Raw genomic sequence first — 15,506 nt, forward strand, 5'->3', positions numbered from 1 at the left:
GCGGAAACAGTGAAGGATCAGGGCCGGCCCATGGACCGTTTTGCTGATCGCCGATTTGGAGAATTTGACGCAGAACCCGTCCATGACCGGTTGGACTGGGACATTTTCCATTATCGTAACGAACTGTTGTTCTCACCTCTCTTTCACGCTGTCTCGCCGCCGCTGATTCGCTGGATCGCGGATGATCGCGGTCGCGTGCTTTCCCGGGAAATCTGTTCGGACCTGTTCGCGCGGCATTTCTCTGCCGACATGATGGGCCATGGCTGGCGCGCCTTGCTGGAGCCTCCGGATTGGCGCGCCTTGGCCGATGCGGCGAAAGGATCGGAGCGGCCGCATCCCGTCCAGGTCCGGATGCGCTGTCCCTCGGGGAGGGACGGTGGGGCATCGTCCGCATGGCGCTGGTGACGGAGCCGGGCGAGGCGCCGCTCTGGTATGGCACGATCGAGGATATTGACGATCGCCACGATCACGATCGCCGGGCCCTGGCCGACGCGCTGGCGGAAAGCCGGCAGCACTATCGCTGGTCGGTCCAGCTCAGTCCGCAAGTGCCCTGGACGGCGGCCCCCGACGGCGCGATCGAGGAGGTCGGTCCGCGCTGGCGGGACCTGACCGGAAGCTCGCCCGGTTCGGCGCGGGGGACGGGATGGATCGCTTCGCTGCATCCCGAGGATGCCGGGCGCACGCTCGACCTCTGGGCGGAAAGGCTGCGCACCGGCGATCCGATCGATGTCGATTACCGGTTGCGCCTGTCGGACGGCAGCTACCGCTGGATGCGCGCGCGCGCGTCGGCGCGGCGGGACGAAGAAGGCCGGATCGTGCGGTGGTACGGCACGCTGGAGGATGTTCACGCGCAGAAGCTGGTCCAACGCGAACTGGCCGAAAGCGAGGAGCGTTTCCGCCTCGCCATCCAGTCGGCGCGGCTGGGCATATGGGATTTCGACGGCGTCGCCGGCACCCGGACCTGGTCGCGCGAGTTCCGCGCCATGCTGGGTCTGTCCGACACGGAACCGGCAACCAGCGAACTCGCCTTGCGGCTGGTCCATCCGGAGGATCGGCACCAGCTGGCGCAGATGCTGGAGGCGGTGGCGGCCGACCAGTTGCCACCGCATTTCGAGGCGACGCTGCGCGTCTACCGGGCCGACACCGGCGCCCTGCGCTGGATCAAGAGCATCGGCTGGAGCAGCTTTTCCGAATCCGGCCGCCCGCTGCGGGTCATCGTCACCTTCCAGGACGTGACGGAGGAACGAAACAGCGAGGAGCGCATCCGCTGGGCCGCGACCCATGATCCGATGACGAGCATGCCCAATCGCGCATTGTGGCAGGCGACGCTGGAGGAAATGACCGAGCATGCGCGCCAGTCGGGCGAACGCTTCGGCCTGCTGTTGGTCGACATTGACGACCTCAAGCGCACCAACGACATGCTGGGCCATGATGCGGGCGATGCGCTGCTGTGCGGCTTTGCCCGGCGCTTTGCCGCCTGCGCGCCCGCCGACGCTACGGTCGGGCGGCTGGGCGGCGACGAATTCGGCATGATCGCGCCGTCCCTGGCCGACAGCGATGCGCTGGCGGCGTGGAGTGCGGAGCTGCTCGGCGGGGTGCGGGGCCCCTATGTCCATAATGGGCGTTCCCTCGATTGCAGCATCAGCATCGGCGGCGCGGTTTTCGGCGAACATGGCGATCAAGCCACCGAACTGCTCAAGGCGGCCGACCTTGCCCTTTATGCATCCAAGGCTGCTGGTCGCGGACGGCTTACGCTGTTCCATTCGCAATTGCGGGCGGACGCGCAGCAGCGCAGTTCGATGATCAACATGGCGCGGCAGGCGATCGCCGACGATCTGGTCGTGCCCTATTATCAGCCCAAGGTGGACCTGCGGACCGGCCGCATATTGGGCTATGAGGCGCTGCTGCGCTGGGAACATCCGCGCACCGGCGTCCATGCGCCGGACAGCATCGCGGCGGCGTTCGACAATGCCGACATCGCGGTCCAGCTTACCGAGAAGATGATGGCGGCCGTTGTGCGCGACGTCCGCCGCTGGCTGCGCGCGGGGCATGATCCGGGCCGAGTCGCGATCAACGCTTCGGCGGCGGACTTCATGCAACATGATTTCGCGGGCTATGTACTCGCTCATCTCGCGCGATGCGGCATTCCGCCGCGGCATTTCGAGGTGGAGGTCACTGAAACCGTGTTCCTTGGCCGTGGCACGGACCAGGTCGAACAGGCGCTGCACCGGTTGTCGGCGGCGGGCGTGCGGATCGCGCTCGACGATTTCGGGACGGGCTACGCCTCGCTCAGCCATTTGAAGCAATATCCGGTCGACGTGCTGAAGATCGACAAGAGCTTCATCAGCAATATCGAGCAGGATGCGGGCGACGCGGTCATCGTCGATGCCATCGGCAAGCTGGGAGGCAGCCTGGGCATGGAGGTCGTGGCCGAAGGGGTGGAGCAGCTCGGGCAGATCGACATGTTGCTGGCGCGCGGCTGCCTGGTCGGGCAGGGCTATCTGTTCGGCCGGCCGCAAGCCTGGGCGACCATATGCTCGCAGGCCGCCTGAACAGGCTTATTTCGACCGCATCTGGCGACGGCCTGGCCGCGAAGTCACGGTTTCCGTCACATAGGTCCGCGTGGTCTGCATCGCGGGCTGGATCACCACAGTCGTGGTCGTGACGCCGGGATAATAATAGCCGTTCGCGAACCTGCCCGGTGCCTGCGTCGTGGTGACGACAGGCTGGCCCGGAGCGGAGGGCTGGCCAGGAGAGGGAAGCCGACTTGCCCGCAAGGGGGTGGCCGGGCGCGGTGCGGCGGCATAGGGCGGCGCATCATAATCGACGCCGGGCCCGCCCCGGCGTTCGACGGAGCCCTCCTGTCGCGATATTGGCGGTGGAGGAGGCGACGGAGGGGGCGGGGCGCTGCCCATCGTCACATCGTCATCATAGCCCATGGCGGGCGGCGGCGGATCGCCTGCCTGTGCGTCCCGGTTCACGCCGCTGCTTGCCAGGGCAGGTATCGTCATCCCCCATGCGAGGCCTGCGCCCGCCAGGATGATGTTCCGGATACGCATGCTGGATTCCCCGTTTTCGGCCGATTTGTTAACGGCTTGTTTAGCATGGGAAAGCCCGGCGATCCATGGGCCGGCGCCACCTGCTCCGTCCCGAAACGGAGCAGGTCGGTCGGTTCAGCCTGGTTCAGGCGAGGCGCGATCCGATCCGGTCGATCAGCGTCTCCAGCCCGGCCCGGTCGGCTTCGTCGAACCGGGCGGGCAGGGGGCTGTCGAGATCGAGTACGGCCACGACCTTACCGTCCCGGATCACCGGCACGACGATTTCCGAAGCGCTGGCGGCATCGCAAGCGATATGGCCGGGGAAGGCGTGGACATCCTCGACAAGCTGGGTGTCGCCGCTCGCCGCCGCGGCACCGCAGACGCCCTTGCCCAGCGGGATGCGGATGCAGGCGGTCTTGCCCTGAAACGGGCCAAGCACCAGTTCGCCGCCGACCATCCGGTAGAAGCCGGCCCAGTTGAGATCGGGAAGAAATTGCCAGATCAGGGCCGAGATATTGGCCATATTGGCGACGGTGTCGGTTTCGCCCGCCGTCAGCGCATCGGCCGCCGAGAGCAGATCGTCATAGAGGGTGGTCTTGTCGGCATCCGCCGCGGGCGCAAAATCGAACATGACGGAAATATAGGCGGAGCGATCCGCATCGGCCAGCCTTGAGATCGAAGGATTGGGCCGATTGCGGAACCACATCGTCACCACCCCGGACCTGATCCGGGGCGACGAAGCCGGGAAAGTCCGTTTCCCACCACGAATCCCGCCCTTCCCGAAGGAAAAGGGATCACTTGCCTTCCAGCATCTCGATCATCAGCGAAAAGTCGCGCGCCGCTTCGCCCTGGTTGGCGAGCAGTTGGTAAAGCGATTCCGCCGCATTGCCCATCGGCACGCTTGCGCCGACCGAAGCTGCCGCTTCGCTCGCCAGTTTCAGGTCCTTCAGCATCAGTCCCACGGCGAATCCGCCCTGATAGCCGTTATCCGAAGGACTTTGAGGCCCGATGCCCGGCACCGGGCAGTAGCTGGTCATCGACCAGCTCTGTCCCGATGACACGCTGGAAATATCGTAGAAGGTCTGCGGGTCGAGCCCGAGCTTCTTCGCCATGGCGAAAGTCTCGCAGGTCGCGACCATCGTCGCGCCCAGCAGCATATTGTTGCAGATCTTGGCGGCCTGCCCATTGCCCGCGCCCCCGGCATGGATCACCACCTTGCCCATGGCGGACAATATCGGCCTGGCCCGGCCGAAGGCCTGGTCCGAGCCCCCGACCATGAAGGTCAGCGTCCCGCCATTGGCCGCCGCGATGCCGCCCGACACGGGCGCGTCGACCATCTCGAAACCCTTGGCGGCGGCCGCCTCCTCGACCCGGCGCGTGGTCGCGACATCGATGGTCGAACAATCGAGGAACAACGCATCCGCTTTGGCCGCGCCGAAGACTTCGCTCGTATAGACGCCCTCCACATGCTTGCCCGCCGGGAGCATGGTGACGACCGCGTCGGCGCCAGTCGCGGCTTCCGCGGCGCTCGCGCAACGTACGGCCCCGGCCTCGACCGCCTTGGCCAGCGCCTCCTCCGACAGGTCGAAGGCACGCACGGCAAATCCGTTCTTCAGCAGATTGGCGGCCATGCCACCGCCCATATTGCCCAGGCCGATAAAGGCGATGGTCTGGCTCATTTCAGGCACTCCTCTAGAGCGATTTCAAGTCCGATGGATCATCGGGCGACTCGTAAAATCGCGGAAAACAAAGCATCTTTCAGCCGCGCAATTCGGGCAGCGGCGTCCATTCCTTTTCCGGGGGCAGGGGGACGAACAGGCTGTCCACCAGTTCGTCCGTCACATCCTCGGGCCGCGCCGGATTCCATCGCGGCGCATTGTCCTTGTCGAAGATCACGGCGCGCACGCCCTCGACGAAATCGGGGCGGCGGATGACATGATGGCCGATGCGATATTCGTTGCGCATATTGTCGGCGAAATCGGTGAAGGCCGCGCCCTCCACCATCTGGCGCAGCGCGACCTTGATCGTCTGCGGCGACTTGGTGGCGAGGGTGGCGAGCTGCTCCCGCGCCCAGCCGGACCCCTCCGCCTCCAGCGCCGCCAATATGTCCTCGAATCGATCCGAAGCGAACAGCCGGTCGATCTCGTCCCGATGCGCTTCGACGGCAGAGGGCGGCGGGGCGTCGGCCATCTCGTCCAATATCTCGGCCAGCCCGTCCGGATCGGCGATGATCCGCGCCTTCACCGCTTCCAGCTTGTCCGACGCCATATAATGGGTCGCGATGCCGATCGCCGCGCAATCCGCGCCCTTGATCCGCGCGCCCGTCGTCGCCAGCCAGGCCCCGGTCCGTCCCGGCAAGCGCGGCAGGAACCAGCCGCCGCCCACATCGGGAAACAGGCCGATGCCCGTTTCCGGCATGGCGTAGGTGGTCCGCTCGGTCGCCACGCGATAGCGCGCCGGGTCGGAAATGCCCACGCCTCCGCCCATGACGATGCCGTCGATGAAGGCAATAATCGGCTTTTCATAAACGAACAGCAGATGGTTCATCCGATATTCGGTGAAGAAGAATTGCTCCGCCTCCGAACAGTCGCCCCTGGCGCTGTTGGCGATCATGGCGATGTCGCCGCCCGCGCAAAATCCCCGGCCCTCTGCATGGTCGAGCATCACCGCGACGACGCTCTCATCTGTCCGCCACGCCAGCAGCGCGTCGATGATGGCGCTGCACATTTCGGTGGTCAGCGCATGGATCGCCTTGGGCCGGTTCAACCTGATGCGCCCCACGCCATTGTCGATGGAAATCAGAACCTGATCAGTCATACAATCTCCCGCGCTCGTCTCTCTCGGGCTTAGGGCCGCAGCATGTCGCGGGCGATGATCATGCGCATCACCTGATTGGTGCCTTCCAGGATCGAATGCACGCGCAAATCGCGCCAGAAACGCTCGATCGGATAGTCCATCAGATAACCGTAACCGCCATGCAGTTGCAGCGCCCGGTCGACCACCGACGATCCGGTATCTGTCGCCAGCCGCTTGGCCATGGCGGCGAAGCGCGTCTTGTCCGGCGCATTCTCCGTCACCTTGACCGCCGCCGCATAGAGCAGGGTGCGCGCCGCCTGCAATTCCGTCTCCATGTCCGCCAGCACGAACTGCGTGTTCTGGAAATCGGCGATACTCTGTCCAAACTGCTTGCGGTCCTTGGTATAGGCGACCGCCTCGTCGATGCAGCGCTGCGCGCCCCCCAGCGAGCAGGCGCCGATGTTCAGCCGCCCGCCGTCCAGCCCCATCATCGCGATGCGAAAGCCTTCACCCTCGCCGCCGACCAGATTTTCGGCCGGCACCCGCACGCCGTCGAAATTGACCTGCGCCGTCGGCTGCGAATGCCAGCCGAGCTTGCGTTCCTGCGCGCCGAAGCTGACGCCCGCCATGTCCTTTTCGATGACGAGGCAGCTTATGCCCTTCGGCCCGTCGTCGCCGGTGCGGACCATGACGACATAGATTTCATTCTCGCCGCCGCCGGAGATGAACTGCTTGGACCCGGTGACGACATAATGGTCGCCGTCCCGGACCGCCCGCGTCTTGAGCGCAGCCGCATCCGATCCCGATCCCGCTTCGGTCAGGCAATAGCTGCCGATCCGTTCCATCGGTACCATGGAGGGCAGATATTTGTCCTTCACCGCCTGGCTGCCGAAACGGTCGATCATCCAGGCGGCCATATTGTGGATCGAGATGAACGCGCTGGTCGACGGACAGCCATAGGCCATCGCCTCCATGATCAGCGCCGCCTCCAGCCGCCCGAGGCCGATGCCGCCCGCTTCCTCCGACACATAGATGCCGCCGAAGCCCAGCTCCGCCGCGGCGCGGATGGTGTCGCGGGGGAAGATGTGCTTTTCGTCCCATTCCGCCGCATGGGGGGTGATCGCATCGGCGGTGAACCGGCGCGCCATCTCCTGAATGGCCAACTGGTCCTCGGTGAGATCGAACTGGCTCACAAGCTCTCCTGCGACGTGCACTTTAAACTCCCCTCTAGATATAATGCGGAATTGCCCGCAACAACGCAGTTCTGCATAGCATCGCAGCGATTTTGCAGTCGGGTGGGGGCGGATGTTCGATTGGGACGATCTCAGGGTCTTTCTGGCGGTGGCGCGGGCGCGCAAGATCGCCCCGGCGGCGCGTGCCCTGGGGATCGACGCGACAACGATCGCCCGGCGACTCGCCCGGCTGGAAAAGGCGCTGGGGCCTGAACTGTTCGAGGTGGGAGCGGGGGAGCGCACCCTGACCGCCCATGGCCAGGCCCTGCTCAGCCACGCCGAAAACATAGAGAGCGCCGCGCTCGCCGCGATGGAGGAGGCGACTGGCCGGGAACGCCATCTGAGCGGCCAGGTAAGGCTGTCGGTGGCGGAGGGCTTCGGCACCTGGGTGCTGGCGCCCGGTCTTGCCGATTTCAGCCGCCGCCATCCCGGCATCCGGCTGGACCTCATCACCGCCTCGGGCTTCCTCAACCCCTCGAAGCGCGAAGCGGACATGGCGGTCATGCTGGCGCGGCCGCAGCGGGGGCGGTTGTCGGTCCGGCGCATGGGCGACTATCGGCTGCACCTCTATGCGTCCCCCGCCTATCTGGCGCAGGCGGGGACGCCTCGAAACGCCAGCGACCTGCGCGATCATGTGCTGGTCGGCTATGTGCCCGAATTCATCTTCTCGCCCGAACTCGATTATCTGGACGAGGTGGAGGCGGGTCTGGAGGCCAGCCTGCGCGCCACCAGCATCAACATGCAGCATCGGATGATCGCCGAAGGGGCGGGGATCGGCGTGCTCCCGGACTTCATCGCCGGGCGCGATGCGAGGCTGGTGCCGGTGATGGCCGATCGGGTGGAGATCATGCGCAGTTTCTGGCTCGTCACCCATGGCGACCTCAAGAAACTGCCTCGAATCGCGGCGGTCGCGCTGTGGTTGCAGGAACGTATCGAAACCTTGAAGAGCGGGGCTTCTGTCGGTCGAACGACCTGAAAACCCTCCTAAAGCCAATCGACGGCGCCTGTCCGGCCCGCTAAGGGAGTCGTCATGACAGTGAAATGGTCGCAATTCGCTCATGCAGCATAAGTCCAAGCGCAGCCGGGCGATCGCCCTGTCGAACAGCGATTTGCGCGCGCGCGCGACCGAATATCTCGATTTCCTGGCCGCCTGGGTGAAAAAGCCGCGCCAGACCGCCTCGGTCGTGCCCAGCAGCCGCTATCTCGCGCGGCTGATGGTCGAGCATGTCGATCCCGATGGGGGCCGCGTGATCGAACTGGGCGGCGGCACCGGCGTCTTCACCCGCGCGATACTGGGCACCGGCCTGCCTCCGGAAAATCTGGAGGTGGTCGAGATCAATCCCGCCTTCGCGCGCGGGCTGCGACGTCATTTCCCCCATGTGTCGGTGCTCGAAACCCCGGCGCAGGTCGTTTCCACGGCAGCGGCCGGGGAGGCGGGGGAATATCAGGCGGTGATCAGCGGCCTGCCGTTGCTGGCGATGGACCGCCAGATGCACGCGGATATCCTGTCCGAAAGCTTCCGCATGCTGCGGCCGGGCGGGGCCTTCATCCAGTTCACCTATTCCCTGCGCCCGCCGGTCAACCGCGAGATTCTGGACGCACTGGGCCTGGATGTGGTTCGGGCCGGGCAGACCGTTCGCAACTTTCCACCCGCCACGGTTTTCCGCTTTTTCCGCAAGGGCGAATAGGCCACCCGTTGCCTCAGGCCGGCGGCGCCCTATCTTTGCCGCTCAGCACAAAGGGGGCACTGCCGCGCATGGCGTCCATCATCACCGTTTCCGGCCTGACGAAAAGCTATGCTTCGGGTTTTCAGGCGCTGAAAGGCGTCGACCTGGCAATAGAGGAGGGCGAGATTTTCGCGCTGCTGGGGCCGAACGGCGCCGGCAAGACCACCATGATCTCCATCATCTGCGGCAATGTCCGCCCGACCGGCGGCAGCGTCACCGTCGCCGGGCATGACATCATCCGCGACTATCGCGGATCGCGCTCCGCCATCGGGCTGGTGCCGCAGGAGCTTCATACCGACGCGTTCGAGCGGGTGATCGACACCGTCACCTTCTCCCGCGGCCTGTTCGGCAAGCCGCGCAACGACGCTTATATCGAGAAGATTCTGCGCGACCTGTCGCTCTGGGACAAGCGCAACAACAAGATATTGGAACTGTCCGGCGGCATGAAGCGCCGCGTGATGATTGCAAAAGCGCTGTCTCATGAACCGCGCGTGCTGTTCCTGGACGAGCCGACCGCGGGCGTCGACGTCGAACTGCGCCGCGACATGTGGAAACTGATCGGTGAATTGCGCCAGACCGGCGTCACCATCATCCTCACCACTCATTATATCGAGGAGGCGGAGGAGATGGCCGACCGGGTCGGCGTCATCAACAGGGGCGAACTGGTGCTGGTCGAGGAAAAGACCGCGCTCATGAAGAAACTCGGCAAGAAGACGCTGACCATCGTGCTGGCGGAGGCGATGTCCGCCGTTCCGCCGGACCTGGACGAATGGCAGGTCACGCTGAAGGCGGACGGCCATGAGATGGAATATGTGTTCGATACCCAGGCCGAACGTACCGGCGTGTCGTCGCTGCTGCGCAGGCTGGGCGATCTCGGCATCGGATACAAGGACCTTAATACGCAGCAGAGCAGCCTGGAGGACATCTTCGTCAGCCTGGTCCATCGGGAGAAGGCGGCATGAACGGCTTCAACGCGCGCGCGATCTGGTCGATCTACAAGTTCGAACTGCACCGCTTCCGCCGGACCTGGCTGACCGGGCTGCTGGTTCCGGTCATCACCACATCGCTCTATTTCGTGGTGTTCGGCGGGGCGATCGGTTCGCGCATGACGCAGATCGACGGCATTCCCTATGCCGCCTTCATCGTGCCCGGCCTCATCATGATGTCGATGTTCACGGAAAGCATCTTCAACGCCAGCTTCGGCATCTACATGCCCAAATTCACCGGCACCATCTATGAACTGCTGTCGGCCCCGGTATCGGCCATGGAAACGATCATCGCCTATGTCGGGGCGGCGGCCACCAAATCGCTGATCGTCGGCACGATCATCTTCCTGACCGCGCATCTGTTCGTGGACCTGCCGGTCGCCCATCCTCTGGCGATGGCGGTCTTCATGGTCCTGATCGCGGTCAGTTTCTGCCTGTTCGGCTTCATCCTGGGGATCTGGGCGCAGAGTTTCGAGCAGTTGCAGGTGATCCCGCTGCTGATCATCATGCCGATGACCTTCCTGGGCGGCGCCTTCTATTCGATCCACATGCTGGCGGAGCCGTGGCGGACGATCACTTTGTTCAACCCGATCGTCTATCTGATCTCCGGATTCCGCTGGACCTTCTTCGGGCGCGGCGATGTGGGGATAGAATTCAGCCTGCTGTTCATTGCCGGGATGCTGGCCCTGTGCCTGGCGATCATCGGCTGGATGTTCCGCACCGGCTACCGGCTGAAGAAATAGAGGATGACGCCATGGCGGCCGTCCCGGTCGGACGGCCGCCATTTCCTTTATCTCATCCCTTCAGCAAGCCCAGCAGCATCGCCCATATCCCGCGCTGATCGGCAGCCTTTGTCACGCGCGGCGCGCCATAGCCCCGGCACTCCAGGCAATCGGCCCGCACGCCCGCGCCGCTCACCAGCGCGCGCACGTCGGCAATCGCCTGCAAGGCCCAGTTCCGCTGGATCACAGCCTGCCGTCCCAGCAGGTCGCGTCCCACCGCCCCATCGGTCGTCCCGGCATCGTCCTTATCTTCGCGATCCACGATGGACTGGACGAACTGCGCGAACTTGTCCGGTTCCTTCTCGATGCGATAGGGCTTGGCCTTGGCCGGATCGATCTTGGCCAGTTTCGCGGCCTCGGCGATGGCGTCCTCCAGCCCGCCGAAGCGATCCACCAGCCCGATCTGCCGCGCCGTGCCACCGTCCCACACGCGGCCTTGGGCGATCGCATCGATCTGCTGCGGCGTCTTGCGCCGCGATTGCGCGACGAGGCCCACGAAGCGGCCGTAAATATCCTCGACCCCCATCTGCATGATCCGGTCGAATTCGGGCGTCGTGCCGCCCACCACATCGGGCTGCCCCGACAGCGGCGTCGTCTTCACGCCATCGGTGGTCACGCCGATCTTCGCCAGCGTGCCCTCGAAGCTCGGGATGATCCCGAACACGCCGATCGATCCGGTGATCGTGTCCGGCTCGGCAAAGATCACGTCGCCCGGCGTCGACACCCAATAGCCGCCGCTGGCAGCGACATTGCCCATGGAGACCACCACCGGCAGCCCTTCGGATTTGGCCTCCATGATGGCGCCCCGGATCTTCTCCGACGCCATCACCGATCCGCCCGGCGAATCGACGCGTACCACCAGCGCCTTCAGGTCCTTCTCCGCCAGCGCCTTGCGCAGCAGGGCGGAGATGGTGTCACCCGCGGCCGTTCCCGGACCCGCCTCGCCATCGACGATGTCGCCCGCCACCGTCAGCACGCCGATGTCACCGCCATTGGCGGGCTTGTGCGCCTTCATGTAGTTTTTAAGGTCGATGGCCGCGAAGTCGCCTGCCTTGTCGTCGGGCGCATCGCCCGCGATTTCGGCTACACGCTTCCCGAACGCCGCTTCGTCGCCCAGCTTGTCGATCAGGCCCGCACCCAGCGCCGCCTTCGCCAGATTGCCGCCAGCCGCTTCCGCCAGACCCGCCGGATTACTCACATAGGCCGCCAGCTTCGCCTTGGGCCGTGCCTTGGCCACCTCCTGCTGCCAATCCTCCCACAGCGCATCGGCCAGCGCCTGGTTGGCCTGCTTGGCCTCGGGCGACTGGCCGGTGCGGGTGAAAGGCTCGACGAAGCTCTTGTAGGTGCCGACGCGATAGACATGGGTGTTGACCCCCAGCTTGTCGATCAGCCCCTTGTAATAAAGCCCCGATCCGCCGCGCCCGATGATCGCCACCCCGCCCAGCGGGTCGACCCAGCTTTCGCTCGCATGCGCGGCAAGCTGATAGCCGTCGTCGCCATAGATGGTGGCATAGGCCAGGACCGGCTTCTTCGCCGCGCGCACAGCGTCCAGCGCCTTGCCCACGCGCGCCAGCGCGACCTGGCCGCCGCCGGCAAAGCCGTCCAGGTTCAACACCACGGCCTTGACATGCCGATCGTCCTTCGCAGCGTCCAGCGCGGCGACGATCTCGGCCAGCCCATATTCCTTGCTCTTGTCGCGGGAACCGGTGAGCAGCGCCATCGGATCGACCTCCGCGGGCTGTTCGACGATGCTGCCGTCCAGTTTCAGCAGCAACGCGCCGCTGCTCACGCTTTGGGACGGTTTGGGCGACCAGGACAGAGCCGCATAAAGCAGCCCGAAGAACATCAGCAGGAACAACAGCACCAGCCCGTCCTTGATGGCGACCAATATGCGCCACATCCCCTTCACAAATGCCAAGTCGCCGGTTCCTTCCTACAATGCCTGAATGGGCTATCCCATCGACGGACCGACTGCAATGTGGGGGCGGGCGGGGACCGCGCAAGCTTGCGCCGGATGAATCCGGCGCTATGGGAGGCCGCAACTCATGGCTTTTCGTGCAGGAGACACGCCTCATGCCCACGCTCGTCCTTATCCGCCACGGCCAGTCGGCCTGGAACCTCGAAAACCGCTTCACCGGCTGGTGGGATGTCGACGTGACCGAAAAGGGCGCGGAGGAAGCCCGTGCGGCGGGCAAGCTGATGGCGGAGAAAGGGCTGGATTTCGACCAGTGCTACACTTCGGTCCAGACCCGCGCGATCAAGACGCTGAACCTCGTGTTGGAGGAAATGGGCCGCCTGTGGCTCCCGGTCGAAAAGGACTGGCGCCTCAATGAGCGCCATTATGGCGGTCTCACCGGTCTCAACAAGGCGGAGACGGCGGCCAAGCATGGCGACGATCAGGTGAAGATCTGGCGCCGCAGCTTCGACACGCCGCCGCCGCCGCTGGAGGCGGGCAGCGAGTTCGACCTGTCGAAGGACCGCCGCTATGCCGGCATCCCGATCCCCTCGACGGAATCCTTGAAGGACACGATCGCTCGTGTGCTGCCCTATTGGGAAGAGCGCATCGCTCCCGACCTCAAGGCCGGCAAGCGCGTCGTCATCTCCGCCCATGGCAATTCGCTCCGCGCGCTGGTGAAGCACCTCTCGAACATCCCCGACGACGAGATCACCGAACTGGAAATCCCGACCGGCCAGCCGATCGTCTATGAATTGAACGACGATCTGACCGCCAAGGACCGCTACTATCTGTCCGAACGCTGACAGGGTGCTCCCTGCGGGCAAATCCCGCATTGCCCCTTGGCGGTCCTCCCGCTAAGGGGCTTTGCTTTCCGCATGATCAGGGAAAGTGCGAAGCGAAATGAACGGGGCAGTCGAAGCCGTGCAAGTCGGCATCATCATGGGCAGCCGATCCGACTGGGAAACGATGCGCCATGCCTCCGAGACGCTGGAGGCCCTTGGCGTCGCCCATGAGTGCAAGGTCGTCTCCGCCCACCGCACCCCGCAGCGGCTCTACGACTATGCCACCGGCGCCGTAGCCCGCGGCCTGAAAGTCATCATCGCGGGCGCAGGCGGCGCCGCGCACCTCCCCGGCATGACCGCCTCCATGACCCGCCTGCCGGTCCTTGGCGTCCCCGTCGAATCCAAATCGCTCAAGGGCATGGACAGCCTGCTCTCCATCGTCCAGATGCCCGGCGGCATCCCCGTCGGCACGCTCGCCATCGGCAAGCCCGGCGCGATCAATGCCGCGCTGTTCGCCGCCTCGATCCTCGCCACCACCGACGCGGCCCTTGCCGGGCGCCTCGACGCCTGGCGCGCCAGCCAAACCAACGACGTCGCGGAAACCCCCGAATAAGATGACCATCATCCCGCCCGGCTCCACCATCGGCATACTCGGCGGCGGCCAATTGGGCCGCATGATCGCGATCGCCGCCGCGCAGCTTGGCTATCGCACGCATATCTACGCCCCGGAAACGAGCGGTCCCGCCGCCGACGTCTCCCCGCGCTGGACGCAGGGCGCCTATGAAGACGCCGACGCCCTCGCGGCCTTCGCGGACAGCGTCGATGTGGTCACCTACGAGTTCGAGAATATCGACCCCTCGGCGGTCGAAGTCCTCGCCACCCACGGCCTCGTCCGCCCCGGCGCGCAGGCGCTGCGCATTGCGCAGGACCGCCTCGCGGAAAAGCGCTTCGTCTGCGATCTGGGCGGCCTGACCGCCCCCTTCGCCCCGGTCGAAAGCCTTGACGATCTTGAGGAAGCGCTCGATCAGATCGGCAGCAAGGCGATCCTCAAGACCAACCGCATGGGCTATGACGGCAAGGGGCAGGCGCGCCTGTCCGACCCCGGCGACGCGGTCGGCGCGTGGAACGCCATCGGCCGCCAGAGCGCCATCCTCGAAGGTTTCGTCACCTTCGCGCAGGAGTTCTCCGTCATCCTCGTGCGCGGCGCCCATGGCGAAATCCGCTTCTGGGACAGCGCGGCGAACGTCCACACGGACGGCATTCTCGACATCTCGACCGTCCCCGCAGGCCCCCTCATCGAAGGCCAGCTTCCCGAAGCCCGTGCCCTCGCGTCGAAGGTGGCCGACGCCCTCGACTATGTCGGTGTCCTGACGCTCGAATTCTTCGCCAGCGCCGACGGCCCGGTCTTCAACGAAATGGCCCCGCGCGTCCACAATAGCGGCCACTGGACCATCGAAGGCGCGCTCACCAGCCAGTTCGAAAACCATGTCCGCGCCATTTGCGGCCTGCCGCTGGGCGACACCCGCCTCGCCGCCGCTAGGGTGGAGATGCGCAACCTCATCGGCGAACAGGCCAATGACTGGCAGCGGATCTTGTCCGATCCGGCCAACCACCTGCACCTCTACGGCAAGCATGAAGCCCGCCCTGGCCGCAAGATGGGCCACGTCACGCGCCTGACGCTGTGAACGAACCCCCCGAAATCATGCTCATCCTCGCCCGCGCCGATAATGGCGTGATCGGCAGGGATGGCGACCTGCCCTGGCGTCTGCCCGCCGACCTCAAGCATTTCAAGGCGCTGACCCTGGGGCATCCGATGATCATGGGCCGCAAGACCTTCGACAGCCTGCCCGGCCTGCTGCCCGGCCGCCGCCACATCGTCCTGACCCGCGACGCGTGTTGGACAGGGGAGGGTGCCGAAACCGCCGGCAGCCCGCAGGACGCCATGGCTCAGGCCGGTGCCGCCACGATCGCGGTCATCGGCGGCGCCGAAATCTACCGTCTCTTCCAGCCGCTCGCTCACCGCATAGAACTCACCGAAGTCCACATCGACGCGGAAGGCGACACCCACATTCCCTATCCCGATCCCGCGGACTGGCAGGAAATCGCCCGCGAGGATCATCCGGCTGAAAATGGCCGCCCCGCCTACAGCTTCGTCACTTTCCGTCGTACCGCCGCGCATTGCCAGCGGCCGGACGCGCCCCTATAG

General features: G+C 65.3%; 14 protein-coding genes and 1 pseudogene. 9 read left to right on the forward strand and 6 right to left on the reverse strand.

All coding sequences use genetic code 11. From position 1 onward, the window contains the following. Positions 1-30 precede the first annotated feature (30 nt). Positions 31-2,552 (forward strand): annotated as a pseudogene (locus tag CAF53_RS13955) (EAL domain-containing protein). Positions 2,553-2,558: 6 nt separating this feature from the next. On the opposite strand, the gene CAF53_RS13960 reads toward CAF53_RS13955, so the two are convergent. The 5 genes from CAF53_RS13960 to CAF53_RS13980 form a co-directional block, all read right to left on the reverse strand. Continuing rightward, positions 2,559-3,059: a hypothetical protein gene (locus tag CAF53_RS13960; RefSeq protein ID WP_100238371.1), complete on the reverse strand. Its 501-nt coding sequence runs from the start codon at positions 3,057-3,059 to the stop codon at positions 2,559-2,561. 124 nt (positions 3,060-3,183) lie between these two features. Then, positions 3,184-3,669, reverse strand: coding sequence for a GAF domain-containing protein (locus CAF53_RS13965; protein WP_100238824.1), 486 nt, complete (start codon positions 3,667-3,669; stop codon positions 3,184-3,186). Between the two features lie 163 nt (positions 3,670-3,832). Further along, on the reverse strand, positions 3,833-4,717 hold the full coding sequence (gene mmsB, locus CAF53_RS13970) for a 3-hydroxyisobutyrate dehydrogenase (RefSeq protein WP_100238372.1): 885 nt from the start codon (positions 4,715-4,717) through the stop codon (positions 3,833-3,835). Between the two features lie 79 nt (positions 4,718-4,796). Beyond that, a complete protein-coding gene (locus tag CAF53_RS13975) occupies positions 4,797-5,855 on the reverse strand; it encodes an enoyl-CoA hydratase/isomerase family protein (protein WP_100238373.1) in 1,059 nt (352 codons plus the stop codon). 29 nt (positions 5,856-5,884) lie between these two features. After that, positions 5,885-7,027 carry an acyl-CoA dehydrogenase family protein gene (locus CAF53_RS13980; RefSeq protein ID WP_100238374.1) on the reverse strand — a complete coding sequence of 381 codons (1,143 nt, stop codon included), beginning with the start codon at positions 7,025-7,027 and terminating at the stop codon, positions 5,885-5,887. 112 nt (positions 7,028-7,139) lie between these two features. On the opposite strand from CAF53_RS13980, the gene CAF53_RS13985 reads away from it, so the two are divergent. From CAF53_RS13985 to CAF53_RS14000, 4 genes are all read left to right on the forward strand, one after another. Then, positions 7,140-8,042: a LysR family transcriptional regulator gene (locus tag CAF53_RS13985; protein ID WP_100238375.1), complete on the forward strand. Its 903-nt coding sequence runs from the start codon at positions 7,140-7,142 to the stop codon at positions 8,040-8,042. A gap of 82 nt (positions 8,043-8,124) precedes the next feature. Further along, positions 8,125-8,754, forward strand: coding sequence for a methyltransferase domain-containing protein (locus CAF53_RS13990; protein WP_046766015.1), 630 nt, complete (start codon positions 8,125-8,127; stop codon positions 8,752-8,754). A gap of 68 nt (positions 8,755-8,822) precedes the next feature. Beyond that, complete coding sequence (locus tag CAF53_RS13995) at positions 8,823-9,755, forward strand: ABC transporter ATP-binding protein (protein ID WP_100238376.1); 933 nt, start codon at positions 8,823-8,825, stop codon at positions 9,753-9,755. Then, positions 9,752-10,522: an ABC transporter permease gene (locus CAF53_RS14000; RefSeq protein ID WP_046766013.1), complete on the forward strand. Its 771-nt coding sequence runs from the start codon at positions 9,752-9,754 to the stop codon at positions 10,520-10,522. Before CAF53_RS13995 ends, CAF53_RS14000 begins: the two co-directional genes overlap by 4 nt. A 52-nt stretch (positions 10,523-10,574) precedes the next feature. Here the strand turns inward: CAF53_RS14000 and sppA are convergent, their stop codons facing one another. Continuing rightward, positions 10,575-12,479: a signal peptide peptidase SppA gene (gene sppA, locus CAF53_RS14005; protein ID WP_100238377.1), complete on the reverse strand. Its 1,905-nt coding sequence runs from the start codon at positions 12,477-12,479 to the stop codon at positions 10,575-10,577. A 155-nt stretch (positions 12,480-12,634) separates the two neighbouring features. Between sppA and gpmA the strand changes: the two genes are divergently transcribed. The 4 genes from gpmA to CAF53_RS14025 all read left to right on the forward strand — a co-directional run bounded on the left by gpmA (position 12,635) and on the right by CAF53_RS14025 (position 15,506). Then, positions 12,635-13,321 (forward strand): 2,3-diphosphoglycerate-dependent phosphoglycerate mutase, encoded by a 687-nt coding sequence (gene gpmA, locus CAF53_RS14010; RefSeq protein ID WP_046766060.1) that lies wholly within the window; start codon positions 12,635-12,637, stop codon positions 13,319-13,321. Between the two features lie 97 nt (positions 13,322-13,418). Next, positions 13,419-13,913, forward strand: a complete 495-nt coding sequence (gene purE, locus CAF53_RS14015) for a 5-(carboxyamino)imidazole ribonucleotide mutase (protein ID WP_100238378.1) — start codon at positions 13,419-13,421, stop codon at positions 13,911-13,913. A 1-nt stretch (position 13,914) separates the two neighbouring features. Then, positions 13,915-14,985: a 5-(carboxyamino)imidazole ribonucleotide synthase gene (locus CAF53_RS14020; protein WP_100238379.1), complete on the forward strand. Its 1,071-nt coding sequence runs from the start codon at positions 13,915-13,917 to the stop codon at positions 14,983-14,985. After that, positions 14,982-15,506: a dihydrofolate reductase gene (locus CAF53_RS14025; protein WP_100238380.1), complete on the forward strand. Its 525-nt coding sequence runs from the start codon at positions 14,982-14,984 to the stop codon at positions 15,504-15,506. Before CAF53_RS14020 ends, CAF53_RS14025 begins: the two co-directional genes overlap by 4 nt.

This window comes from Sphingobium sp. LB126, assembly GCF_002795205.1.
GTDB lineage: Bacteria > Pseudomonadota > Alphaproteobacteria > Sphingomonadales > Sphingomonadaceae > Sphingobium > Sphingobium chungbukense.

Excerpts from the sequence above, each read along its gene's own strand:
- CAF53_RS13960 (WP_100238371.1), bottom strand. The coding sequence starts at position 3,059 with ATGCGTATCCGGAACATCATCCTGGCGGGCGCAGGCCTCGCATGGGGG.
- mmsB (WP_100238372.1), bottom strand. The coding sequence starts at position 4,717 with ATGAGCCAGACCATCGCCTTTATCGGCCTGGGCAATATGGGCGGTGGC.
- purE (WP_100238378.1), top strand. The coding sequence starts at position 13,419 with ATGAACGGGGCAGTCGAAGCCGTGCAAGTCGGCATCATCATGGGCAGC.
- CAF53_RS13995 (WP_100238376.1), top strand. The coding sequence starts at position 8,823 with ATGGCGTCCATCATCACCGTTTCCGGCCTGACGAAAAGCTATGCTTCG.
- CAF53_RS13965 (WP_100238824.1), bottom strand. The coding sequence starts at position 3,669 with ATGTTCGATTTTGCGCCCGCGGCGGATGCCGACAAGACCACCCTCTAT.
- CAF53_RS14000 (WP_046766013.1), top strand. The coding sequence starts at position 9,752 with ATGAACGGCTTCAACGCGCGCGCGATCTGGTCGATCTACAAGTTCGAA.
- CAF53_RS13985 (WP_100238375.1), top strand. The coding sequence starts at position 7,140 with ATGTTCGATTGGGACGATCTCAGGGTCTTTCTGGCGGTGGCGCGGGCG.
- CAF53_RS13975 (WP_100238373.1), bottom strand. The coding sequence starts at position 5,855 with ATGACTGATCAGGTTCTGATTTCCATCGACAATGGCGTGGGGCGCATC.
- CAF53_RS14020 (WP_100238379.1), top strand. The coding sequence starts at position 13,915 with ATGACCATCATCCCGCCCGGCTCCACCATCGGCATACTCGGCGGCGGC.
- gpmA (WP_046766060.1), top strand. The coding sequence starts at position 12,635 with ATGCCCACGCTCGTCCTTATCCGCCACGGCCAGTCGGCCTGGAACCTC.
- CAF53_RS13990 (WP_046766015.1), top strand. The coding sequence starts at position 8,125 with ATGCAGCATAAGTCCAAGCGCAGCCGGGCGATCGCCCTGTCGAACAGC.